The sequence below is a fragment of the Roseibium marinum genome, from assembly GCF_002906165.1.
Classification (GTDB): domain Bacteria; phylum Pseudomonadota; class Alphaproteobacteria; order Rhizobiales; family Stappiaceae; genus Roseibium; species Roseibium marinum.
Genome location: NZ_PPCN01000009.1, coordinates 21,211 through 46,094, shown reverse-complemented (window position 1 = coordinate 46,094; position 24,884 = coordinate 21,211). Strand labels below are relative to the sequence as shown.

The window sequence follows — 24,884 nt, the reverse complement described above, 5'->3', positions numbered from 1 at the left end:
GACCTTTAGTTGTTGATCACCAGCCCTTGTGTCGGCGGCTTCAGGAAGACTTCGACACGGCGGTTGAGCGCCTTGCCTTCCCGGCTGGTATTGGCCGCGATCGGCTCATCCGCACCGCGCCCTTCCACCTGTACCCGGCCAGGTGCCTGGAGGATGGCGTCCATCACGGCCGCCACGGACTTCGCCCGCTCGACGGACAGGTGCCAGTTACTTGGAAAGCGCGGATTGTTGCGGATCGGATCGCTGTCGGTATGACCGACGACGAGAATTTCCCCGTTCACGTCACCGAGAGTCTGCGCCACCTGTTCGACAAGAAGCTGGAATTCCGGCCTCAAAGTGGCCGCAGCAACGTCGAACTGGGCCCGCATGCGTAGCATGATAGCAGGACCCGCCTGCGAGATTTCAAGCCCGTCCAGACCCGCGAGCCTTTGCGAAACCGTGTCGATCGCGGCATCTTCGGGCGGTGCCGGCGGCGGTGGCGGCTTGGGCTGATAGCCTTCGCGCGCCATTTCGACCGGTCCGTTCGGATAAAGGGCTGCGGCCCGGCTTGCCAGGACTTCGCTGCCACTGGACAACAGCAGCATCAACGTCACGTAACCGCCGAGCAGCAAGGCGCCCGCGACAGCCGCAACCGACCAGATCGGAACGGAAAAACCGGTCCGCCTCTGCAGGAGTTCCAGGCCGCGCCAATGGGGAGACAGATCGTCTCCCGGCCGGGGACGGACACGCCTGAGAATTTCGTGCAGGTCCCGCCGTTCGCGCTCGAGCCCTTGCTGTCCGCCCTGAATGGCCCTGTATTTGCCGTAAAACCCAAGCGACAGACAGGCATGCATCACCTCCAGAACGCCGAAGTTCCGGCCCGGATCCTGCTTTGCCTTTTCCAGAAGCTGGAAGAACTCGACGCCGCCGGTTGCCTGCCCGAAGAACTGCGTCAGCATGGAATATTGCGTCCATTGATGCCGGCCGGCCGAAGGCATGTTCTGAACGATATCGTCCGACGTGGCGCAAAGCGCGTAGGCGGCCGAGCGGATCTGATCGTCTGTGATGCCGGCGCTGCGCAGGTCCTTCTCGAAGGTCTTGATGGAGCTGTAGACATCGCGCATCAGGGCATCGAACTGCGCGTCCGTCATGGTCAGGTGCAAGCGCCCCAGCAGCAAAAGCAACGGCGCCGCGGCACGGGAAATCGGATTGCGGTTGGCGACGCGGATCTGATTGATGTCCGGCGTCTGGGCCAGTTGCCCGGCCCCCTGCGGCGCGGACGGCCCGGGCGCTCCGGCGCCGTGCGGGGGTGGCGGTGATTGCGGACCGGGCGGCGGCGTCCTGAGGTCGGGCGCCTGCTGCTGGCCGTATTCGTAGCCGGCAGGCGTCGGCGCATAGGGATCCGCCCCGGTTCCGGGGCCACCCTGCCACGGGTCCGGTGCGCTGGCCGGGCGCTGCGGCTGCGGCGGATGTCCCGGCGCGCCCTGTGGCGGCACCGGTGCCTGGGGCGGGGTCGCGCCGGGCTGCGTTTCACTCCACCGACCGCCGGGGTTTGGCCGGACGATGGTTTTGCCCTTGCGCTTGGAAACGCCAAAGGGATCGTCATTGTCCGGCATCAGCGTCCCTCCCGGATGGCGTAGAATTCAAGCTGCAGTTCCGGCCAGTTGCCTGAGAACTGAAGCCCGATCGCCGAATCCTGACTGAATTCGCGCCACAGCGGCGTTGTCTTGTCGAGCCTGAAATAGACCCTGTCCGTCAGGGCGCGGATCTGCGCCGGCGGCACCGGCATATGGATCAGGGGAATGCCCGGCAGGTTTGAATAGACGATCTGGCGCATCTGCCCGAAAGGACCGACCTTGAAGAGCCGGGGGAATTCGGTCTGAATTTCGCTCAGCGGACGGCGGGCGGCCACCTCGATCACGAAACCTGCCTGCGAGAACAGATTGCGGTCGACGATCGTCGACTTGAAGGCGTTCGGCGCCAGTTGCTCCAGCGGCAGGCGGATCGCGCGGCGGTCGTATCCCGCGGACAGGAACGCCTGGATATCCGCCAGCACCGGCTTGAAGATGTCATGCAGCTTGTCGTGATCGTAGACCGGATAATTGCGCGCGCGGCGTTCATCCGTGGCGAAGGTGGCCAGTTCTCCGGCGAGCTGCAGAAACTCCGAATAGACGCGCTCGGGATGCACATAGGCGGACTTGCGCAGATGCATCAGCAGCGGATGGGTCCGGTTGAGCAATTGCAGCGTCAGGTAATCGAAGTTCTGCAAGCCGCCGCCGGCGGAGGTATCGGCCGCATAGCGGGCCAGTTCGCTGAGTTTGCGTTCGACCCAGCCAATCACGGAATCGACCCAGCCGGTTACAACGGGATGCACGTGGCACGCCAGGACCGGCGGAGCGAAAGCGCCATCCGTGATGATGATACGGTCCTTGATTTCGGTAATCCGGGCAACCGGCAGGCAGACCTGTCCGGGGTGCGGTGTCGCGCGGATGGAATACATAAGCCGCGGATGGGCGACATCGATTTCCTCTTCCTGACGGATTGCGGAGGTGGAATCGATGATGGTCTCGCGGCCCTGAATATAGCGGGTTGCCGCGTCCTCGCGCCCGTTCGACACTTCCACCGCGTTGACCGTCGTCTCGGGTATGCCGAGCCAGACGATCTGGCCGGCGGCGTCCTCGGGAACATCGATCGCAGGCGGCGGCGTGCCGTCCGCCGGGAAGTTGAAAACCGTGCCGTCCGGAAAGATGCCCCGGCCGTGACGCAGCGCAAAGCGGCATTGCTGGCCGACATCCTGATCGATCTCGAAATCGGCGAAGCCCCAGGGATAGGACGAAGCAAGCCTGACCCGCTCGTCGAGCAGATGCTCCGCATAGCGGTCGCTCTGCTGGAGGTGGTGCGGCCTCAAAAACAGTCCTTCGGTCCATGCGACCTTGCTATACCACGACATTCAGGCACTGCTCCTTGACATACGGAACGCCGTAGCGCTCTTCGGACTTGAAATACATTATTAGTCAATCAACCCGGATTGCTGCTCCGGGTCTTCGCTAGTCAATTCTTCGTAGCTTTCCGTAAAATACTGGGTGAATACACCCACAAGACCATCGTCATAAGCGCCGGACAGGGATGTCCAGCGCTCCTGCATCCGTTCCCAGAGCTTGGCTTTCTGACCGCCAAACGGGCTTTTCGCGGCCTGTCCCTCCCGTTCTATCGCCTTGGGAGACAGCGTATCATCAAATCGCGCCGCCGCCTTCTGCATGGCCGAATACGTCCAGACGTGATGTTTCTGAATATCCTTGAAAGCGGCGTGCATCGCCTTGTCCATCGGCAGATATCCATTGTCTTCCGCTCCCTGGGAAAACATGGTCTGCAAGGCCATTTGCGGGGTTGGCGAAAATTTCAGGGCGTTGTTGCCGCTGCGGCTGATCAGGGTCCGGTTCGCGTTGCGCGTCATCGCCTTGACCTGGCTGCGGGCCTGCAGCAGGCCCATCAGATCGCCGGTGACGCCTTGCAGGATCGATCCGATTTCACGTGCGAATTCCTCCGGATCGCGCCCCTGAAGGACAGTTTCCGGAATGCCCGCGCCTTGCGCAAATGCCTTGATGAAGTCCGTGCCGGCCTCTGGTGGCCGGGGCGCGGCGGAGACGTCTGCGCGGTCAGGTACAGGCGCGGCTTCAGCGGGTGCCACTGCCAATGGTTGGGCCGATGCCGGAACTGGTGCCGGGGCGGGTACCGGTGGTTGGGCCGGGGCCGGAACCGGTGCGGCTCCTGCTGGCGGAACCTCTGTCTTGTTCGTCGGCGCTGCCGGGATCCCCGGCTCGGCAGCCGGAGCGGGTGCCGCCGTTTCAGGATCTATCCATGAAGATGCTTCGGGGAACGGCGACGCTGTGCCGGTTTCAGGGCTAACCGTCTGCGGATGCGGCGGTGGGACACTCTGTTCCTGTTCCCCGGACGCACCAAGATCCGGCATGCCGAACAGAGGTTGTTCCGGTTCGGCGGACGCACCGGACAACGGCGGAAACGGCGAGGCGGAGCTCACCGCGGGCTGTACTTGAGCCGGTGCCGGTTCAGCCGGTGAGAGATCCGGCTGCGCCGCAAGGTGATCCAACGGATCCGCCTGAGCGGGTCTTGCGGCTTCCCGCTCGGCAAATTGCGCCTGCGGATCGTAGAGCGCGGGATCGGCGCTGCCCCATCCGTGTCCCTGCTGGCTCCACACGTCGTCAGCCGGCGTGCCGACACCAGGCGCAGAAGATGGCGGTGCATGTCGCCCCTCCATGCCGGCAGATGGCCCACCCCACGGACCACCGCCGGTGTCCTGAACCGGATAGGGAGCCTGCTCCGGCGCGGAAGGGGATGACGGCCATGCGGGGTCCGGGGCGGACGGGGCGGCGGATTGCGGCGCGGACCAGCGTGGTGCTTCACCATGTGGCATTGCGGGTGAACTGGCCGGCATCCCTCCCCCGACGCTTTCGCCTTCTTCCAGCGCAACGGTGATTACGTAATCGCCGATCATCAGACGGTCGCCGGACCGCAGCGCATGGGCCCTGTCCATGCGATTGGGGCTGCCGTTCAGGAAGGTGCCGTTTGTGGAGATGTCATGAAGGACGAACTGTCCGCCCTCGAAGCGTACTTCGCAGTGCTTGCCGGAAATCACCCTGTGCGGATCGGGCAGACTCCAGTCGAGATGCTCGTGGCGACCGATATCGAACCCCCGGTCGGCGCAGCTGTAGGACACCTGACCGCCGGTTTCAAGCCGATCGACATTCTCGATCTGCAGCGTGATACGCATTCCAGCACATCCCTCGGATTGCTTACGAATTGGCCGGAGCCTGCCCCTTGAGGCTGATCATCGGCATCGAACCGCCTTCAGCGAAGGACAACCCCGCGGAAAGGCAAGATTTAAGCGCTTCGTCGCGTTGAGCGGGCTCCACCGTGCCGAGCGCGATCAGCAAGGCGGTATTTACCGCTTTCGCGGTCAGATCATCGGGCATCTCGACCCGGTGTTCCGGATTCGGAGACAAGGATCCGCCCGACCAGCCGGCCGCCAGACCGATCCACACAGCGGCACTTTCCGTGCTGGCGGCTTCCGCCGCCGCATGGACGGCCGCTCGGGCTTCCTCGTCTCCCTCCCGCACCCAGGTTTCGCTCAGCACCAGAACCTGACGGTCATCCGCCGTTCCGGATGCATCCAGTCCGGAAACGCATTTCATTCCCCACCACACGGATTCCCGTTTCGGCAGGACATGCGCGAAATAGGCAAGCGCGGTGAGCGGTGCATCGCCACCCTGAAGCTCCAGCGCATAGTCTTGCGGTGCGATGTCGGAAGACGGCTTTTTCACCGTCTCCGACAGTTCAGGATAGGTTTCGAAAACCTGTTTCGCCTTGGTAAAGCGGATACGTGATCCCATCTGCTCTACTCCGTTTCTTCCCGTTGACGTTTGTTCCGAATGCCGCATTTTCAAAGGCCGCTTCTAGTTGATCAGAACAAGTCCGCCTTTCAGCGTCAATATCGCGCTGGCATTCACATCGGTGAACGTGCCCTTTGCGGTCAGCTTGCCAGACGCTTTCACATCGATCATGGGCGACTCTATCTTAATCGACGCCGGCGTCATGACGATCTTGCTGGCACCGCAGATAAATTCGATCTTGGTCCCGGCCGTCACCTTCCAGTCCTTGCCGATCTTTTCCGTCGTGTTGTTGCCGACATTTTCCGTCCGGTTTACGCCGATCTTGGTGTCTCGGCAGTTCTTGACATGCAGGCTGTCGTCATGTTCGACGACAGTCTCCATGTCCTTCTCGGCGTGCACTCCGATGAGCTCCTGCCCCTTGGAATCGTCCAGAACGAATTCATTGTAGCCGCCGCCGCCCTGCGTGGAGTCGGACTTGATACCGGCCTTGTTCTTTTCGCCAGGCAGGTCGTAAGGCGGCATGTTTTCCGCGTTGTAGACCGTTCCGATGACAATCGGCTTGTCCGGATCGCCTTCCAGAAACTGGACGATTACTTCCTGGCCGACGCGTGGGATGTAAATGCCGCCCCAGTTCTTGCCGGACCAGACCTGAGCTACACGCACCCGGCGGGACTGGGTCTTGTCGCGGTCCCAGTGGAATTCGACCATGATCTGGCCATACTCGTCCACATCGATTTCCCCCTGCCCGACGACCTTGGCCGTCTGGGGGCCGGGAATGCGCGGCTTGCGGGTCGTTGCCGGGGTCTTGAAGGGGGTATCGGAAGCAAGGACGTCGTAGGTCCCGGTATAGGCCTCCCCCTGGGCGCCGCCGCTGCCGCCGCTCCGGTACTGTTCGGAAATGATCTGATGGCTCGCCCGGATCACCAGGTATTCCCGGTTTTGCGGTCCGTGCGGATGATCCTTCAGCGTAAACAGGCCACCGGCGTAAAAACGCGGAACCTCACCGGCCGTCTGAATGCGCTTGTCCGCAGCCTGCTCCGCTTCCAGGCGGATATTGCTGTATTTCGTACCCTTGTCCTTCTCGGTGTAACGGCCCGGATAATCGTAACTCTCCAGCGAACCGGCCCGGTACTTGGATCCGGCTTCGCGTTCCGCTTCCAGCGAGGCACTCGGCTTTTCAAAATCGTAGTCGTTGACAGCGAATTTTCCGGTCCGGAATTTCCGGCTCGGAATCCAGTGATAGATATGCTCCTCATCCCGCTGGCTGTCACCGCCAAGCGCGATAAAGGGAATGGTGGAATCGCCGACAATCGGACTGAAGGATGACTTGGCATCCGCAAGGATCATTTTGTGCTTGCCGTCCAGATGCTCGAAGAAATAGGAAATTCCGAATTCCTCCATCAGGCGGCAGCAGAAATCGTAATCGGACTCCCGATACTGAACGCAATAGTGGATCGTGTCGTAACTTTCCGTCAGCTTGTCCTGGAAATCGGCGAAATCATGCCTCCCAAGAACCTCCGAAATAATGTCCGGGGCGGTTTTATCCTTGAAGATCCGACAGTTAGCGTTTTTGGTCAGCAGCCAAAACCAGGGTCGCAACGTCAGCCTGTAGACATAGTAGGCGTCACGGTGCCCCAACCACTTGGCATCTGTGAGAAGACCGTCGAAATACCGTGTGTCGCCGTTGTTGGTGACCACCTTGACCGTCATGTGGGTGGCGATGGCCTTGTCGAAATCCAGATCTTCCTGCTGGCTCAGAACCTCCAGGCGGATTTCGAAATCCTCGCTCATGCCCTCGTCGCACTCGATGGTGATTACCGAGAGCTCATCCTTGCCGTAGACCGAAGTCAGCTCGGCCATCCGGTTTGCTTGTTTGAGTTGTCCCTGGGCCACGAAGTTCTCCTCGGAAATACTGTGGTTCCTGACATTGCCGGCATTTCAGCCGCTTTCAGTCAGTTCCTAAGGCGTTTCCGATAAAAATAATGTGCTCAATAACACAATTGTTGCAAATGATTTAAACGCCAACTCTTGTCTGTTTGAATGTTGTAATACGCCCTACGCAATTGTCCATGAAATTCAGACTGGCGCGCCTTAAGTTATTTAACCACCTCGATAATGTCACACAAAAGGCCCCACTTGCTAATTGTGCGCAATAGGACATACTGCTATCAAACCGTACTTTAGTGACTTTCGCCACACCATTATTTTTTGAAATCTGGCACGATGCATTTCTGAACCCATTGCCACAATGCATTCGAACGCTCCACAAGGAGGATTGATATCGTGACCAAACCCCTGATTACGCATGACCGGACCGCGTCCCGTCACCTCAAGCCAGGCCGCATTCTGCTGGCGGCAGCGCTTTCATTCGCACTCACCGGCCTTGCAGCAGGTTACGCGTCCGCGCAGGACGCGACCTATTCCGCCGATGACGTGACGCGTCACTTCAAACAGCTCAAAACCCGTTCCCTGAAGCCAACCGGGGGGACCCGGGCGCTGTGTATCGGGACACGGGACGAGTGCAATCCCGATGCCGCCAAGACGGAAGGCGGCCAGGTCGCCGTAACTCCGGAAACCTCGGCAAACGGCAACACGCAACAGAACGCGGAAGCGCTCGTCGCGGATCCGGAAACCAAGGCAATCGGTGAAGGGTTCAATCTGCTGGTGTCCTTTGAATACGCTTCCGCGCGGCTCAGCCCCTCGGCAAGGGTGAACCTGCGTGAATTTGCCAAAGGCATCGCCGATCCGGACCTTTCAAGCGCCGTCTTCGTCATCGAAGGCCACACCGACGGCATCGGATCCGCCCCCTACAACCAGCGCCTGTCGGAAGACCGGGCCTCGGCGGTTACGGAGTTTCTCGTATCGCTCGGCGTCGGCCGGGACCGTCTCAAGACCGTTGGCTACGGAAAGACCCGGCCGAAGGTGGCCGACGTCAATGACCCGTCCAACCGCCGCGTGGAAAGCAAGCTGGTGCTTGAATAAGGCCATTTGTCAGTTTGTCTCCAGCCAGCCTTGGGCTGGCTGGAGCAATTCGGTTCGCGCCGGGAGGGTGCATGAGTTTTGATCCCGATACCTACGGAACGGAAGTTTCGCCCGGCGCAGGCTGCGGACCGGATCTTTATGACTCCGAGCCCGCTTTTGCCGCGCTCCTGGATTCATGCGAGGAAATGCTTCCGGAGCGGTTCAGCGAATTTGACCGTTCCGAAATCGAATTCACTGATCTTTTCAAACAGATGGATGGCTTTTTAAAGCAATCCAGGGACGTGAGGCTGCTTGTCCTCCTCGCCCAGTTCGCTCTTCTCAATGGCCAGATCCACCTGTTTGCCAATGCGGTGCGAATCATTCGCCGGCTGCTGGAAAATCATTGGGAGGATGTTCACCCCTCCGACGCCGATTTCGGTCATATGGAGCGGATGGGCGCGCTCGAAGCGCTCAACAACCGGCCGACCGTCATGCTGCCTCTCGACTCAGCGCCGCTGATCAGAACCCGAAGAGCCGGGCCGATCAGCTATCGCACGATGCAGATCGCGGCCGGAACCGCCACCGCCAGACCTGACGAACATACGGTCTCCCTCGGTGCGATCGAAGCCGCCCTGACCTCCGGCGAACTCGAGCAGGAGGAAATCGACGAGGTTCTCAAGGATCTTGCCGAACTCCCCAACGAATTTCAGGCGATCACCGACATATGCTCGGAAAAACTCCAGCAAAGCGGCGCCAAGGCCGCACCGCCGGACTTTGAAGAAATAGCCACGCTTCTGCGGGAGATGAACAGGGAACTGAACACCCGTCTCGGTCGCGTGTCGTCCGACGCCGGAGACGCGGCTGCCGATGAGGCCGGCCAGGAAGATGCAGGTAATGCAGCTGTGCAAGAGGCTCCGGAATCGGAGATCCGGAATGCGGCCCAGGCAAAACTGATCCTGGACGCGGTCGAAGACTATTTCGCCTCCCGCGAACCGTCTCATCCGGCACTCTTTCTCGTGCGTGAAGCACGTGGGCTCGTGGGAAAATCCTATCTTGACGCGCTGAAGATTCTCATGCCGCGCAGGTTTGACGATGTGGCACTGGTTCTTGGGACAAGCGGCCTTCAGCTGTCCAACGGCAGGCTGATAGATCTCAATGAAGGCGAAGATCAGGAACCTGGCGATATTGACGGCTTTACGGTCATGGTTATCGAAAACCGGACCGACGCGATGAAGGGCATCGCCGCCGTCAAGGGCTATTATTCCGCCAACGAACCCACAAGCCCCATCCCGCTGCTTCTGGACGAGGCGCAGAACATGAGCTCCGGCTCCTTCACGGGCCTGCTCAACCTGTTCCTCAGACCGGAAGAAGAATGAGCACGAGAAAAGGAGAAAACACGACCACGGCCCGCTTCCCTAGCGTTTCAGTGCTTCTTTCTTGACACACAGAGCCAACGGGTCCTCAATATTCGGGTCCACTAAATTTAAAAAAAATTTTAAAGCGGCGATGCTGTGACTGTCATCACACCCCCGCGACCAACAATCGAATTACATAGTGACCAACGAGACAAAACGCCGATTCTAAATAAATTTGACCGCACTTAAAACGGGTCAACGAAACGAAAGGCAAATACAATGGCATCGAATAGCGGGCAAAGCTTTATCAAGCGCAACAGACCCCCTCGCGTTCACATTTTCTATGAGGATCCGTTCGACGCGGAGAAGAAAGTCGAGCTGCCCTTCGTCATGGGCGTCATGGCCGATCTTTCCGGCGACAACCCCGGCGTCGAAAAGCAGGATATCGATGATCGCAAGCTTCTCGATATCGACATGGACAATTTCACCAAGCGGATGGAAGCCATCGAACCCGGCACCTCCTTCACGGTGAAGGACAAGCTTTCCGGCGAGGACAATTCCAAGCTGAGCGTACAGCTCCGGTTCAAGAGCATGGACGATTTCACACCAGGTAAAGTCGCCGAGCAGGTTCCGGCCCTGAAAAAGCTCCTTGATGCGCGCCGCAGTCTTGCAGCCTTGCGCACCATGATGGACGGGCGCGTGCAAGCCATCAGCCAGCTTGAAGAACTGACCCGGGATCCGGCCCTGATGGCGGCTCTTGCTCAGCAGATCGATGCCGAAAAAGCGCAGCCCGATGGCAAAGCGAAAGACGGCAGCGGGACAGAGGAGGCTTAAATGAGCAACACGGAAACCAGTGCCCAGACAAGCGGTGCAGCCGCCGGCGAAGCCACGGGTGAAAAAAGCCCCGAGGAATTCGCCTCCATCTTGAAGCAGAACTTCCGCATCAAGAGCGAAAACGATACGGCCAACGCGCTCGTCGACAACGCGATGTCCACGTTCCTTGCGGAGGCCCTGTCCGATCAGGCTCTCATCAAGGACGATGTCTACGACACCATCGACGAGATGATCGCCAAGCTTGACGAGAAGCTCACCTCCCAGGTGAACGAGATCATTCACGCCGAGGAATTCCAGAAGCTGGAAAGCGCCTGGCGGGGGCTGGACTATCTTGTCCACCAGTCGGAAACCGATGCCTCCTTGAAACTCAGGTTTCTCAATATCTCGAAGAAAGAGCTGGCCGGCGTCCTCAAGAGCTACCGCGGCGCGAAGTGGGACCAGAGCCCGCTGTTCAAGCAGATCTACGAGGCCGAATTCGGCCAGCTCGGCGGCCAGCCTTACGGTTGCCTTGTCGGCGACTACGAATTCTCCCACGAAGCACAGGACATCACCATCCTGCGCGGAATGGCGAAGATCGCATCGGCGGCGCATGCCCCGTTCCTTGCAGCCGCCGATCCGCAGCTCATGCAGATGGACAGCTGGACGGAACTTCCGGCCAAGCGTGACCTGTCAAAGATCTTCGATACGGAACTCCACGCACAGTGGCGGACCCTGAGGGAATCGGAAGACGCCCGGTATCTGGGTCTGACCATGCCGCGCGTGCTCGCCCGCCAGCCTTACGGCGCCAAGTCCGATCCGGTCGAGGAATTCGCTTTCGAAGAAGAATTCGGCGAGGACAGTCACAGCAATTACTCCTGGATGAATTCCGCCTATGCCATGGCCTCGAATATCAACAAGGCCTACAAGGAATTCGGCTGGACGGTCCGCATCCGCGGCGTGGAAAGCGGCGGGCTGGTCGAGGAACTGCCGACCCACGTCTTCGAAACCGACGATGGTGGCGTCGATCAGAAATGCCCTGCGGAAATCGCTGTTTCCGACCGGCGGGAGCATGAAATTTCCCGCCTGGGCCTGATCCCGCTGATCCATCGCAAGAACACCGACCAAGCTGCCTTCCTGGGTGCCCAGTCGGTCTTCAAACCAAGGCAGTTTTCCGGTCCGGACGGCAAGGACGCGACCGCGTCCGACAATCTGTCCGCCCGTCTGCCTTACATGTTCGCGACCACCCGTTTCGCCCATTACCTTAAGGTGATGGTGCGTAACAAGATCGGCTCCACCAAGGAATCGGCGCAGCTTCAGCGGTGGCTCAACGACTGGATCATGGACTACGTCGATGGCGACCCGGACAATTCGACCGAGGAAACCAAGGCCCGCAAGCCGCTTCGGGAAGCCAAGGTCACCATCATCCCGGACGAGGAGAACCCCGGCTACTACAGAGCCCAGTTCTTCCTGCGTCCCCATTATCAGCTGGAAGGCATGGATATCGGCATGAGCCTGGCCTCCCGTATTCCGCAGGACGGAAGCTGATTCAAGAAATTGCCAGCGGGCGGTAGCTCGCCCGCTGGCAAGCATCCCTCGCGGATGCAATCCGGTCATTTCACCGGGTGGAGGTGCAAACGGGCCACATACGGCTTAGGGGTTTGGACCGTAAGGTCCGAGGTAGTTGTCACTAAATAACAGACTTTGCGCCAGGCGAATTTCCTGGCCGTCAACACCCAAGAGGATCTATTATCATGGCTGTCGATTTTTTTCTCGAACTTGAAGGCATCAAAGGCGAAGCACAGGACAAAGCCCACAAGGACAAGATTGACGTCCTGTCCTGGTCCTGGGGTGCTTCCCAGTCCGGAACCACGCATATGGGCGGCGGTTCCGGCTCCGGCAAGGCTCATTTCCAGGACCTGAGCATCACCAAATTTGTCGACAAATCGACTCCGGTGCTGCTCCAGCATGTGTCCACCGGCAAGCACATCACCAAGGGCACGCTCTTCGTGCGCAAAGCCGCTGGTGACACCCCGCTGGAATACATCAAGATCGAGATGAAAGACATTATCGTCACCAACGTTTCGACCGGTGGCAGCGGGTCTGACGACCGCATCACGGAAAGCGTCACGCTGAACTTCGGTGAGTACAAGTACATCTACACCGAACAGAAGCCGGACGGCTCGAAGGGTGCTGCTCCGGAGTTCGCCTGGGATATCGCGGCGAACGAAAAGAAATAAGGCATTTTTGCCTGGATTGGCTGCCGCGCAACGTTGCGGCAGCCAATTCCTTTTTTAATTTAGTGCGTAAGGCGATAAATGGCGGGTTGCCGGGGCCGGGCAGGAACCGTCAGCTTGTTACAAGTCAATCAAAAGGCAGCAGTCAGCGTGGGCGTGGCCAATGGCTAAATCAAGTGTGAAGATACATGCCCCGCTGATGTGGGCATTCCGGGCCATGGACGACCCGGACTACAAGGCCGCCCAGGCCCGCCAGAAAAGTCCCGCGGACGGACAGAAAATCAGATCCGGCCGCCGTCTCTCACGGTCTTACGGGGTCACCGAACACACTCTTGTCTCTGAAGTCCGGCGCGACCTGCAGTCGCTTTTGAACACCGTGAACCTCAATTCCACCCAGGATCTGACCGAGTTTCCGGAAGTTACCACTTCCTTTCTCAACTACGGGCTGCCCGACCTGTCCGTGCATATCGTCGACACGGTCCGGATCGACAGGCTTGCGGACGACATTCGCGAAGCCCTGATCCGCTTTGAGCCGCGCATGGACCCGCGCACGCTGCAGGTCATACGGGACCAAGAAGGCAGCGGCGAAACGTTCAAGGTACGCTTTCTGATCAAGGCGGAGATCCGCTGCGATCCGGTGAGGATCGGAAGTGAATTCGTTGCCGATGTCGATCCCGCCCTCGGCCGCATCAAGATAATCGGGGCGACAGGATGAACCGGGAATTTCTGGATCTTTACAACCAGGAGCTTACCTATCTACGTGAGCAGGGTTCGGCGTTTGCCGAGTCCTATCCCGCTGTGGCCGAGCGCCTTGGCGGCCTCCTGGAAGACCGGTCCGACCCAATGCTGTCCGGCCTGCTGGAAGGCGCGGCCTTCCTGGCGGCACGGGTCCAGCTGAAGATGAAACATGAATTTTCCGAATTCACGTCCAATCTTTTCGAACAGCTTTATCCCTCCGCCCTGGCGCCTATTCCGTCCATGGTGCTTGCCCGGATCACGCCTAAATACGGCGATGCGAATTTGCGCAACGGCATCAAGATCAGCCGTCACGCGCCCATGGAAGCCGTCTTTCGCGAACGCCGCGGCGAAGTGCGCTGCCGCTTCACGCTTGCCGCACCGATCACCCTGACGCCGCTGGAGCTGACGGCCGCCCGCTATCTGAGCTCGGCGGCGCAGATCTCCGGGCTCGGTGCGGAAATGGCCGAAGACAGACGGGCAAGAGCGGGGTTATCGATTACCCTCACTCACCGGATGTCCGAAGATCCCGAAAACGAGGTCTCGGCGGAAGACGCGCTCAAAAAGCCTGAATACCAGGTGGCCGGCTGCCGGATCGATGAACTTCCCGTCAGGCTGATCGGCCCTGTCGACCTGGCGGCCAAGGTCTATGAACAGATCTTCGGTCACACAATCGCCCTTTATCTCAGGACCGAGGACGCCTACGGGCAGGTCTCCCTTCAGCGCATGGCTGTCGATGCCATCAGGCAACTCGGTTTCGACGAGGAAGACGCCCTGCTTCGCAACGACCGCAGGATGTTCACCGGCTTTGACTATCTGCGGGATTATTTCAATTTTCCCCGCAGCTTCCTGGGGTTCCGCCTGACGGGCCTCCGCCGTTACCTCGACCGGGTCAAGGCGAAATCTTTCGACCTGGTGTTTGTGTTCGACGAAACCGAGACCCGGTTGCCGGCGCATGTCGAGCACAAGATTTTCGCCTTGCATTCGGCGCCGGCGGTCAATCTGTTCGAACGCCAGACCGACAGGGTGCCGATCAAGAAGGGGCAGCACGAATTCGCGGTGATCGCCGACCGCACCCGTCCGCTCGATTACGAAATTCATTCCGTTACAGAGGTCAACGCGCATTTTTCCGGCGGTGAAAAAAGAGCCGTCGAACCGCTCTACAGCGTCGCACCGGATACGGAAAAAGCCGGGCATGAATGGTTCTTTACCATTCGCCGCATGCCGCGCCGTCAATCCTCCTCGGAACTGCGGCGCATGCAGCCTAGCTCCTATATCGGAACGGAAAGCTTTGTCTCGATCTCCAGTGGCGCCCAGGCCGCCGCCCTGCTCCAGAGCGGTGACAAACGGCTTGCGGAACTCTCCTTGAAGGTGATGGCCTCCAACCGGGCCCTGGCGGCCGACCTTCCGGTCGGCAGCAATCCGGACAAGTCCGATATCGGCGATTTCCGCGTTCTTGAAGATATCGGCCTCAAGGTGGACTGCGTCGCCGGGCCCACCGCGCCGAGACCACCGCTCCTGTCCTACAATGAAAGGCTTGGCGAGGATGGCCATACAGGGGCTATCGCATGGCGGCTGATCAATATTCTCGCCCTCAACCATACCGGCCTGGTTCACGATGCCGCCGGTGAGGACGGCCGGTCCTTCCGTGACATTTTAAGCGTGTTCGCTCCGCTTGCCGACAATTCGGCGGACCGGCAGGCTCAGTCCGTGCGCGCCGTCTCGACCCGTCCGGTGGTCCGCAGGCTGCAGCAGAAATCGGGAACAGGCGTCGCCAGGGGCCTTGAGGTCACCATAACGCTCGACGACAAGGCCTTTGAAGGCGCCAGCGCCTTCCTGATGGGCGCGGTGCTGGACCGGTTCATCGCCGAATATGCCTCCCTCAACCACTTCACCCAATGCGTGATCGCCACCACGGAGCGGGGAACGATCATGAAATGGCCGCCAAGGATCGGGGCAAAAGGGATCCTATGAGCGGAGCGGACGACAAGGACCTGGAACAGAAACCTGATTTTCCGGACAGGGCCTCGGCGCGGGACAAGACGGTGCTGCGGTTCGGCAGCGGGACGCCTGCCGTCTCACCGGATGAAGAGGCGGATTCAAATGAGGCTTCTGGCGCGGAACCGGTAGTAACGCAAACCGATACACAAGCCGATGTCCCGCCGGAAACCGAACCCGCCCCGGAAACCGGCGGCGCGATCCAGTCGCAAACGATAGAAGCCTTTCCCGAGAACCCTTCTGAAGACCCCGTGCCAGCGCAGGTGCCCGCATCAGAAGACGCACAAACTCAGCCTGAAAATTCGGCGGCCGGTCCTGATCGTCCATTAGCGGACAGCCCGGAGGCGAGCGATGAAACGCCCCCTCCAGCCGAGCCGAGGATTGAGGTTCCCGTCCAGCAGCAATATGCCTCGTTGCTGGCGGCCCTGAGCACCCGGATCGAAGAACACCCCGGTGGGCACGACCTTCTGGCTGTCCTGCGCATGCTGGAGGGGCAGACCGCTCCGGGAGCGAAAGCTCCGGGACTGGACGGCCCCAGGAAGATGGAAGAACCCGCCCCGCCCCGGATCGGCAAGAGCCGCCGCCTCATGGAGGACATCGTCCGCTTCGGCCAGGATCCGTCCAGCGAATTCGCGACATCAACCATCGAGCGCGCCACCCGTGACGGGTCGGGCGGTCTGGTATTGCTGGAACGGTTTCTGGGACTGCTCGGTCCGCAAGGCGCCCTGCCCGGCCCCTATACCGATGAAGCCATCATGTGGGGACTGCGCGGAAATGACGAATTTCCCCGGTTTCTGGATATCTTCAACAACCGTTTCATCCAGTTGTTTTATCGCGCCTGGGCGGACGCAAGGCCGATCGTTCAGCATGACCGGCCGGATGACGACCGGTTCCTGGCCTATATCGGCTCATCGATCGGACTTGGCGCCCCCATCTACCGCGATCTGGACCGGATCGACGACCGGCTGAAGCTGCTCTACACGGGCCTGATGTCCCCCAAGACCAAAAGCGCGGCACGCCTGAAAGGCCTGATCACCGGTGTCTTCGGGGTCAAGGTGGAAATCGACCAGTGTGTCGGAACCTGGCTGCATCTGGACAGGGACGACCAGCTCAGCCTTGGCGGCCTGGGTCCCGGTGGCGGCGGCCGGTTGGGGGCGGACACGATCGTCGGCGCCAGGGTCTACAGCGTCAGCGACAAGATCCGCATTCGCATCTTCACCCGCTCGCTCGACGAATACCGCAAGTTTCTGCCGCCAACACGGACAAAGCCCAATCCGTGGACCGAAAAACTGTTCGATCTCATCGATTTTTACCTGGGTCTCGAGATCGAATACGAAATTGAACTCGCCCTCCCCAGACGCTGCGCCTCATCGGTGCACATGAACCGGAGCAACTCGGCGACACTTGGACATATCGGCTGGCTGAAACCGCCCGCCGCAAAGGCCGCGGAAGAAGCGGACATCGAAGAAGAGGACGAGGACATGCTGACCGACACCCGTTTCAGGCCCGTGCGCCGCCACACCACCGTTTATCAATAGGTCTCCAATTTGAAAGGCCGGTACCATGAGTGACATTCTGGTTGAAACCATTGCCAACAAACTTACCACTGTAAGCTACGAATGCCTGGAAAAGGCCATGCGGCTGACAAAAAGCTCCGGCCACCGGCATCTGGAGGTCCTGCACTGGCTCTATTATCTCGCGCGCGACGAGACCACGGATTTCGTCCACATCCTGCGCCACTTCGGCATAGATGCCGGGACGGTGAATGGCGATTTGCAGCAGGCCATCGCGAAACTGAAAATCAACCAGACCGAACTGCCCTCCATGGCGGCCCCCTTTCAGGAAGCGCTCGAGCGGGCATGGTTCGAAGGCACCCTGAGATACGGCGACTACAAGATCCGGTCCGCCTATGTACTGATCGCCATGATGGGCGACAGGACCACCTGGAACGAACTGCGTGGCTACTCATCCGCCCTGGAAACGCTCAACCGCGATATCCTTGTGCGCGATCTGGACAAGATAGCCGGGGCCTCCGGTGAAACCGGTGCGCGTCCGGTGGACGGTTCCGGACCGAGGGCCGCGGCGCCAGGCGCGGCCGCAGACAGTGCTCAGGCTGCCCCGGGCAGCGGTGCAGGCGAGGATGCGCTTTCCCAGTTTACGGTGGACTTCACCGCCCGGGCCCGGGCGAACGAATTCGATCCGATAGTCGGCCGCGACGAAGAAATCCGCCAGGTCATCGACGTGCTGATGCGCCGCCGTCAGAACAATCCGATCCTGACAGGTGAAGCGGGCGTCGGCAAAACCGCCATCGTGGAAGGCTTCGCCCAGAAGATCGTTTCCGGGGACGTTCCACCGGCCCTGCTCGGCACGCGCCTTTGCGCGCTTGATCTCGGCCTCCTTCAGGCCGGCGCCTCGATGAAAGGGGAATTTGAAAAACGCCTGCGCGCCGTCATTGACGCGGTCCATGGCTCCATTGTTCCGACGATCCTGTTCATCGACGAAGCCCACACGCTGGTCGGCGCTGGCGGCGCGGCCGGGACCGGCGACGCGGCCAACCTCTTGAAACCGGCTCTCGCGCGCGGAACCTTGCGCACGGTCGCGGCCACCACCTGGTCCGAATACCGCCAGCATTTCGAGAAAGATCCCGCCCTGACCCGCCGCTTCCAGCCCGTGCAAGTGGACGAGCCCGATGAAGAGAAATGCTTTGCCATGGTGCGCGGCCTGCTGGGGCCGATGGAAGACCACCACCAGGTGCGCATTCTCGACAGCGCGGTGAAATCCGCCGTGTCTCTGTCGCACCGCTATATCCCGGCGCGCCAGCTGCCGGACAAGGCGGTCAGCGTTCTCGACACGGCCTCGGCGCGGGTGAATATCTCCCAGGCCGCACAGCCGGCGAAACTGTCGGACCTGGTCGCAAAGAAGGGCTTTCTGGAAACGGAACGGCAGGCGCTGGCCAACGATGCCGAGCTGGGCATGGAGCACCAGGAGAGCCTCGATGCGCTCGGCACCGCCATTGAGGATACCGAAACCGCTATTGAAACCCTTCGCGGCGAATGGGAACGCGAGCGTAAACTGGTCGCTGAAATCCGGCGTCTGAACGCCGCGCTGATTGCATTGAAGGGCGGCAAACCGGCTCCTCATCCGGAAAGCGCGGATATCGAGGATCCGGAACACGAACGCCCCGCGCTGGTTGGCATCGACGAAATCGAACTGGATCTTGACGTCGATCTGGAAGATGAGGGGGCCATCCGGACCGCCCTCCACGACAAGCGGGCGGAACTGTCGAAAATCCCGGAAGACGACCGCATGGTCTATGCCTATGTGGACGACGAGGCCGTTGCCAGCATCATATCCGACTGGACCGGCATCCCCGTAGGCCGGATGGTTCAGGATGAGATGCAGACGATCCTCAACCTCACCGAAAGCCTCACCAAGCGGGTGATCGGCCAGGCGCACGGTCTTGGCATGATCGCCAAGCGGATCGAGACCAGCCGCGCGCAGCTCGGCAATCCCGACAAGCCGATCGGTGTCTTCATGTTGTGCGGCCCCTCCGGTGTCGGCAAGACAGAAACGGCCCTCGCGCTCGCCGAAACGCTTTATGGCGGCGAAGAGAGCATGATCACCATCAACATGTCCGAATTCCAGGAAGCCCATTCGGTTTCAGGTCTGAAGGGCGCGCCTCCCGGCTATGTCGGCTATGGCGAGGGCGGACGCCTGACGGAAGCGGTGCGGCGCAAACCCTACTCCGTCGTGCTTCTCGACGAGGTGGAAAAAGCCCATCCGGATGTGCATGAGATCTTCTTCCAGGTGTTCGACAAGGGCTGGATGGAAGACGGCATGGGCCGGAAGATCGATTTCCGCAACACGCTGATCCTCCTGACCTCGAATGTCGGCACGGAGATCATCATGCGCGCGGCCAGCCACATGCTGGACGCTCCGGTTTCCAGCGATCCGGAACTTGCGGCCACCGATCCCAATGCTCCCGATGTGGAACAACTGGCAGAAGCCTTGCGACCGGCCCTGCTCGATGTGTTCCCGCCCGCCCTGCTCGGGCGTATCGTCACCATCCCCTATTATCCGCTGTCACCGTCCATGCTCGGCTTTATCGTTCGCCTGCAGCTCAACCGCATCGTCAAGCGAGTCCGGGAAAACCGGGAGGCGGAACTTGCCTATGGCGAGGATGTGGTTGCCCATATCGTCTCGCTCTGCCGCGACCCGGACAGCGGCGGACGGATGATCGACAACATCCTGACCAACGATCTGCTGCCCAAACTCTCACGCGCCTTCCTGACGGCGCAGATGAATGGCGAGACGATTTCAAAGGTCGCGATCAAGGCTGGTGACGAGGGTCTGGAAATTCATCCGGAGGTTGCCGGGTAAACTCAGAAGCACCCATGCGCCCTACCGGCATCTTCAGGTCAACCGGCTTTACCGCTTTCACGGATCACTCTGTGAGAGCGGGTCGATCCGCTACTGGACGCTCAGGATATCGCCTATCGCGACGCGATAGTTCTTGAGGTCGTTGCTCGCCACCGATTGAGGTGCATCGGCGCCGGTTTCCATTTCAAAAGCCAGGGGATCGGCCGGCTCGCCGCGTTGGCGGATTTCGAAATGCAGATGAGGCCCGGTCGACAATCCTGTCGTGCCGACATAGCCGATCAGGTCGCCGGCCTGAACGACCGACCCCAATTCAATACCATCCGCGAATTCGTGCATATGCGCGTATCGGCTGGTGATGCCGTCCTTGTGGGTCAGCTCGATGAAATTGCCGTAGCCGCCGCGGACAGCGCGATAGGTGATCTTGCCGGAAAAGGCTGCCCGGATCGGCGTCCCGGTCGGTGCCGCCCAGTCGACGCCGGCATGAAGGCGCTCCGTTTTCTTGATCGGGTGAAAGCGTAATCCGAATTTCGACGTCAGAACGCCCTTGACCGGTACCAGCATGGCGCCGGACAGACTGACTTTGCCTCCTTCGTTGACACAAGCGAAGCCGCGATTTCCCGGAGCTTTGAGGACATAGCAGCGCACCGACCAGTCATCTCCCCGGCGTACGCCCGCGAATAGGACACGGCCACCGCCGCGTTTTTCGTCCCTCGGCATATCGGTGAACACCAGCGTGAAGCGTTCATCCGGTTCAATCGTGCGTTTGAGATCCGTCGTCGGCGCCAGATAGGCAATTGCTTCGCCGACGATGGAGGCCGGGACGGCGTTTCGCACTGCCGTCGCATAAAGCCCGTCTATGAGACGATGTTTTTTTGTAGCGCCCGCGACTTTGTCGGGAGCGGCCTTCTCCTCGACGATCGGTTTGCCGAACCAGGGATCGGCACCGTGAACATAGGCGTCGCCGTCCCGGGAGGATGAAAAAGCGGCCGTACCGAGATAACCGTCCTGACCGTAAAAGGAGACCTGAACCGGCCGGTAATAGTCGCCGATGCGTCCGAGCTTGTTGGGCATCCTGACACCGCGCACCGCGATTCTATCGCCCGCGATCAAATCTCCCTTCTGAAACTCGCTCGCGGCGAATTCCACTAGAAGCTTGCTGATATCTTCGTCAAAGCTGTTTTCCTTCAGAAAATCGCCAAGCGCCACCGCTTCGGGAATTTCGGTACGGATTTCGATGCGGCTCGGCCCCTGCCCGATCGGACGTTCCGACAGAAACAGGTTCAACGTGTCCGTCGGCGGTTTCAGAAAAACCGGCAGATCCGTTGACTGATCCTTCGCCTGGCTGCCGCTTTCCTCAACCACGATCCCTTCGGAATCGTCGCCACCACCGAAATTACCGAACTGGAAATCCGTTTCACTGCCCGGCGCACTGATGACCAGATTGCCGTCCTCGTCCAGCATCTGGCTGTCCAGGAAAAAGGCGCTGGCCGCTGGCACAAAAGCGGCGTCATCCGGCGACGCGCTTGCCGGGACCGGGCGCTCCGTCAATTCGATCCGCTGCGCGGCGGAGCCCCGGCTGAGCAGCACCGGATCTCCGGCGAGCGGAATGACGGCGGACATGGCCATGTCGAAAAAGGGATCGGCGGGAATATCCAGATCTTCTTCGTTGAGGCGCTCCGGTGGGTTCTCTTCCTGCAGAGAGGCGCTTTCCCCCTGTCCGGCTTCGGCCGTGGAGGATGAAGCGTCCACGAGCGGACCGGGCGCTGCCGGTTCCGCGGTACTCACCGGTTTATCAGAGGCGGCTGTTTCCTCAGGCGGCGAGAATGAAATCGCACCGGAGGTGAAAAGATGTGCCAGACCGCCCGCGCCCGCGCCCACAACCAGAAACCCTATGGCCATGGCGGCATACATCAGTTTCGAAGACCGCTTCGGTGCTGGACGGGCCGGTTGGTTCGGGCGGGCGGGTTGTTCCGGACGGGTCTGTTCGGCCTCGGGCGTCGCAAAGCCCTTGCCGGACGGACGGATGATCGTCCGGTCGAATTCGGGGCGATGCGCTCCGGGATTTTGATTGTCAGGCCATTGAGCCATACCGGGACCAACGTCTTGAGATGAACTTGAAGTGCCGAAGTATCTTGTCGGCGCTCACGCGAACGCAGGATATTCCATAGAACTCAGCTTGCGTCCGAATAATCATGCCGGAGGAAACACCAGGATGCAAAACCGGAAGATCCTCTATTCAAGGGACTGTTAGAGCATCGTGCGTTCATCCGAACGCACGATGCTCTAACATTTAAAGAACGATCAACGGGGAAAATTCAGCAGCTTGCTGCGGTTCTTCCCATCTTTGCCAACAGAACCATCGCCTGATTTTTCCATATACATTTCGGGTATATCCAGTGTGAACACCGATATGTCACTGCTGAGGCCGCGCAACTGGCCCGACCAGATTTCCGCCACGGGATAAGAGCCGGGAAGCTTTTCGGCAACTGACTGGCTGACGGCAAGGCGAACCTTTTTGTCCTTGGCGACGGCTTCGATCCGGCTCGCGGTGTTGACGGTTGTGCCCATGACCGTGAAGGAGCGGCGGTGCTCGCCGCCGATGTCGCCGACCAGGACAGGTCCGGAATTGAGCGCGATACGCAGATCCAGCGGCGGCTGCCCGGTGATTTCCCGGATATGATCCAGCTTGCCGATAATGTCACGGGCGGCATCGACCGCGGCCTTTTCCGGATTTTCAACGATATTGGGTGCGTTCCATACCGCCATGATCGCGTCTCCGATATATTTGTCGATATATCCCTGATGCGAGGTGATCACCTGGCCGATCGCGTCGAAACATGAATTGACCACCCGGACCACATCTCTGTCGGCGAGTTTCTCGGACATCTTGGTGAAGCCGACAATGTCGATGAACGCGACAACCACGTTGCGCGTATCGCCGCCGAGCTCCGGCAACTGTTCCGACTGCGCCATCTGCTTGATGACGTCCGGCGCCAGGTAATGACCGAAAAGCCGCACAAGCGAACGTTGTCGGCGCTGCAGGATACCGACCTTGCCGATACCGGCGACGATCATCGCGCTGACACAGGCCACGGGCGCCACGCCCGGAGACAGCAGCACATCAATCTCCAGGCCCGCCAGACTGACCCCCAGACCGGCAAGAACACCGCCGAGCGCCATGAATGGCAGAGTAACCAGCGGCAGGAGCAGACCGGTGGCGGCGCCGGCGACAGAAAAAACCAGAGCCAGGGCCGGAAGCGTGCCGGCGGAAGGCGCGACCGCCATGCGGTCCGACAACGCCGCGCCGATCAGGTCCGCCAGGATGAAAACCCCGGCGGTATAGGACTGCACCCGCGGACGTCCGCTTGCCCCGGTTTGCGAAAGATCAGCCGGTGTTTGCGGCAGGAAGCGGTCAGAATAAAGATGCTCGTCCTCATAGGGCAGCAAACCGCCGAACAGGACAATCCTGCCGTCAACGAACCGCTTCAGATCCTCCCTGCCGGCTTCGGTTTCCTGCATCGTCAAGATATCGAGCATGGACAGATACGGCGTGGAAGCTGCAAGTTTCGCGGACGGAATGGCAGTGTAGGCCTCCGGAACCTCGACACCGGCCGCGCTTATCAAGGCGTCAATGAGAGAGGACGATTCCGATAACGGGAGATTGGGAGAATGCCTGCGCACGACACCGTCATTTTCAGCCGAGACGGTCACTGAGCGCACGCCGCCCGCGCCGGCGGCAGCGGAAAAGGAACGATGCGGTACGCCAATTTCGGTATGCGCGATAAAGACCCTGCCCCTGTTCCGGTAGAGAAATCTCTGGAACGGCTGGTCAAACCCTTTCAGGCGCGCTTCGCCGGTCTCAAGGTCCGTAAAGGCATCGGCGCTGTAGGCGAAAACGAAATCATAGCCCAGCGCGAGAGCTCCGGCGTCGAGGACCGCTTGCCCCGCCTCGGCCATGACCGGGGTCATCAGGACACGCGGGATCGGAGCGAGCCGTTCGGAGTTAAGCGCAATCTGGTCCAGGCCGACCACCACCACGGGCGCGGGGGCGGTTTCCTGCCCTGACGTCAGCATGGCGCGGATCTGGAAAAGCCGGTCCGTGACCCAACCTTCCCAGATTGCCCTTTTGGCGGTTAAACCGATGGCGATGCCCGTACATACCGCTGCAAGGGCGATGACGGCAAAAAGCGTCTTCCGGCCAAGGGTTGCGTCCGCAATCCGGCCGCCCGATGTCATTTCACGATGACAACAGCGGTTTTCCGCCCGACCTGCGCCGGATCAATCGTGAATTTACGCATGACCACACCATAGTCCGGAGCCTTGCCTTGCAGGAACAGCTCGACATCAACGGCTTCATTTTCGGCGTCCCTGTCCGGCATTTCGGTCATGATGTTGTCCAGAACATCGAACCGCTTGGGCTGTCCGCCTGCGAAGGAAACGAAGACCGTGTCGTACTGGTCGCGCAGCCTGTCGTCGAAGCGCAGCATCAGCGAAGCCGCCTTCTTGTTCTCAAGCGCCAGACCGCGCAGCGTGACGGTCAATCCCTTGTCCGCGGTTTCGGACCCGGAGCCGCTATCGGCCTGGAGACAATTGCCGGCGCGCAGAACCTCCTGCTGTCCGCCATCCAGGGCATATCCCGAAGAAGAAACGGAGATTTTACCCGATTTGACGCGCACTTCCTGACAGGCGGCGTAGTCGAGAAGGTCGATATAACCGTCGGCGCCCAGCTCGACCACATCTCCAGGCATCAGTTCCGTAAAGGCCGAAACCTGAACCGCTTCGGATTTATCGAGGATCAATGCGATGGGGTCAGCAAGTGCCGGACCCACCATGCCGGCAATCCCGAATGTGAAAGCCGCCGCCAGTCCGGTGGCGTAAAGGCTTTTCCGGACACGGGCGCGTATTAGCGAATGCGTCATGACTGTCTCCCAAGTCTTTGGTCCAAGTCTCTGGTCCACGTCTTTTGTCAAATGGCAGCCTGTGCTCCTGTCGAGTCCAGCGCTGTTCATGTGCTCCGTTAT

The 24,884-nt window shown here is 60.2% G+C and carries 17 protein-coding genes; 9 read left to right on the top strand and 8 right to left on the bottom strand.

Annotation, left to right across the window (positions count from 1 at the left end; translation table 11 throughout):
* Nucleotides 1–5 precede the first annotated feature (5 nt).
* The 5 genes from icmH to CLV41_RS18665 all read right to left on the bottom strand — a co-directional run bounded on the left by icmH (nucleotide 6) and on the right by CLV41_RS18665 (nucleotide 7,280).
* Nucleotides 6–1,595 carry a type IVB secretion system protein IcmH/DotU gene (gene icmH, locus CLV41_RS18685; protein ID WP_103223954.1) on the bottom strand — a complete coding sequence of 530 codons (1,590 nt, stop codon included), beginning with the start codon at nucleotides 1,593–1,595 and terminating at the stop codon, nucleotides 6–8.
* Nucleotides 1,595–2,929, bottom strand: coding sequence for a type VI secretion system baseplate subunit TssK (tssK, locus tag CLV41_RS18680; RefSeq protein WP_103223953.1), 1,335 nt, complete (start codon nucleotides 2,927–2,929; stop codon nucleotides 1,595–1,597). The genes icmH and tssK overlap by 1 nt, the downstream gene beginning before the upstream one ends.
* Nucleotides 2,930–2,989: 60 nt before the next feature.
* Entirely contained in the window at nucleotides 2,990–4,768 is a 1,779-nt protein-coding gene (gene tagH / locus CLV41_RS28300) for a type VI secretion system-associated FHA domain protein TagH (protein WP_103223952.1), read from the bottom strand.
* Between the two features lie 22 nt (nucleotides 4,769–4,790).
* The gene (locus CLV41_RS18670; RefSeq protein WP_103223951.1) at nucleotides 4,791–5,387 is read right to left on the bottom strand and encodes a DUF6931 family protein; all 597 of its coding nucleotides are present in this window, start codon (nucleotides 5,385–5,387) and stop codon (nucleotides 4,791–4,793) included.
* A 63-nt stretch (nucleotides 5,388–5,450) separates the two neighbouring features.
* The gene (locus CLV41_RS18665; protein WP_235867183.1) at nucleotides 5,451–7,280 is read right to left on the bottom strand and encodes a type VI secretion system Vgr family protein; all 1,830 of its coding nucleotides are present in this window, start codon (nucleotides 7,278–7,280) and stop codon (nucleotides 5,451–5,453) included.
* Nucleotides 7,281–7,670: 390 nt separating this feature from the next.
* On the opposite strand from CLV41_RS18665, the gene CLV41_RS18660 reads away from it, so the two are divergent.
* The 9 genes from CLV41_RS18660 to tssH all read left to right on the top strand — a co-directional run bounded on the left by CLV41_RS18660 (nucleotide 7,671) and on the right by tssH (nucleotide 19,863).
* Nucleotides 7,671–8,369 carry an OmpA family protein gene (locus CLV41_RS18660; protein ID WP_170107254.1) on the top strand — a complete coding sequence of 233 codons (699 nt, stop codon included), beginning with the start codon at nucleotides 7,671–7,673 and terminating at the stop codon, nucleotides 8,367–8,369.
* A 71-nt stretch (nucleotides 8,370–8,440) separates the two neighbouring features.
* The gene (locus tag CLV41_RS18655; RefSeq protein ID WP_103223948.1) at nucleotides 8,441–9,724 is read left to right on the top strand and encodes a type VI secretion system protein TssA; all 1,284 of its coding nucleotides are present in this window, start codon (nucleotides 8,441–8,443) and stop codon (nucleotides 9,722–9,724) included.
* Between the two features lie 258 nt (nucleotides 9,725–9,982).
* Nucleotides 9,983–10,537 carry a type VI secretion system contractile sheath small subunit gene (gene tssB / locus CLV41_RS18650; RefSeq protein WP_103223947.1) on the top strand — a complete coding sequence of 185 codons (555 nt, stop codon included), beginning with the start codon at nucleotides 9,983–9,985 and terminating at the stop codon, nucleotides 10,535–10,537.
* Nucleotides 10,538–12,061, top strand: coding sequence for a type VI secretion system contractile sheath large subunit (gene tssC, locus CLV41_RS18645; RefSeq protein WP_103223946.1), 1,524 nt, complete (start codon nucleotides 10,538–10,540; stop codon nucleotides 12,059–12,061).
* Between the two features lie 206 nt (nucleotides 12,062–12,267).
* Nucleotides 12,268–12,753: an Hcp family type VI secretion system effector gene (locus CLV41_RS18640; RefSeq protein WP_103223945.1), complete on the top strand. Its 486-nt coding sequence runs from the start codon at nucleotides 12,268–12,270 to the stop codon at nucleotides 12,751–12,753.
* Nucleotides 12,754–12,913: 160 nt separating this feature from the next.
* Nucleotides 12,914–13,465 carry a type VI secretion system baseplate subunit TssE gene (gene tssE, locus CLV41_RS18635; protein WP_103223944.1) on the top strand — a complete coding sequence of 184 codons (552 nt, stop codon included), beginning with the start codon at nucleotides 12,914–12,916 and terminating at the stop codon, nucleotides 13,463–13,465.
* Nucleotides 13,462–15,459 carry a type VI secretion system baseplate subunit TssF gene (gene tssF / locus CLV41_RS18630; protein ID WP_103223943.1) on the top strand — a complete coding sequence of 666 codons (1,998 nt, stop codon included), beginning with the start codon at nucleotides 13,462–13,464 and terminating at the stop codon, nucleotides 15,457–15,459. The genes tssE and tssF overlap by 4 nt, the downstream gene beginning before the upstream one ends.
* Complete coding sequence (gene tssG / locus CLV41_RS18625; RefSeq protein WP_170107253.1) at nucleotides 15,456–17,021, top strand: type VI secretion system baseplate subunit TssG; 1,566 nt, start codon at nucleotides 15,456–15,458, stop codon at nucleotides 17,019–17,021. The genes tssF and tssG overlap by 4 nt, the downstream gene beginning before the upstream one ends.
* Before the next feature lie 25 nt (nucleotides 17,022–17,046).
* Nucleotides 17,047–19,863 carry a type VI secretion system ATPase TssH gene (gene tssH, locus CLV41_RS18620; protein ID WP_103223941.1) on the top strand — a complete coding sequence of 939 codons (2,817 nt, stop codon included), beginning with the start codon at nucleotides 17,047–17,049 and terminating at the stop codon, nucleotides 19,861–19,863.
* A gap of 90 nt (nucleotides 19,864–19,953) precedes the next feature.
* On the opposite strand, the gene CLV41_RS18615 is transcribed toward tssH, so the two are convergent.
* From CLV41_RS18615 to CLV41_RS18605, 3 genes are all read right to left on the bottom strand, one after another.
* Nucleotides 19,954–21,951 carry a M23 family metallopeptidase gene (locus tag CLV41_RS18615; RefSeq protein ID WP_103223940.1) on the bottom strand — a complete coding sequence of 666 codons (1,998 nt, stop codon included), beginning with the start codon at nucleotides 21,949–21,951 and terminating at the stop codon, nucleotides 19,954–19,956.
* 213 nt (nucleotides 21,952–22,164) lie between these two features.
* On the bottom strand, nucleotides 22,165–24,099 hold the full coding sequence (locus CLV41_RS18610) for an adenylate/guanylate cyclase domain-containing protein (protein ID WP_103223939.1): 1,935 nt from the start codon (nucleotides 24,097–24,099) through the stop codon (nucleotides 22,165–22,167).
* The gene (locus tag CLV41_RS18605) at nucleotides 24,096–24,782 is read right to left on the bottom strand and encodes a hypothetical protein (protein ID WP_208987596.1); all 687 of its coding nucleotides are present in this window, start codon (nucleotides 24,780–24,782) and stop codon (nucleotides 24,096–24,098) included. Before CLV41_RS18605 ends, CLV41_RS18610 begins: the two co-directional genes overlap by 4 nt.
* Nucleotides 24,783–24,884 lie beyond the last annotated feature (102 nt).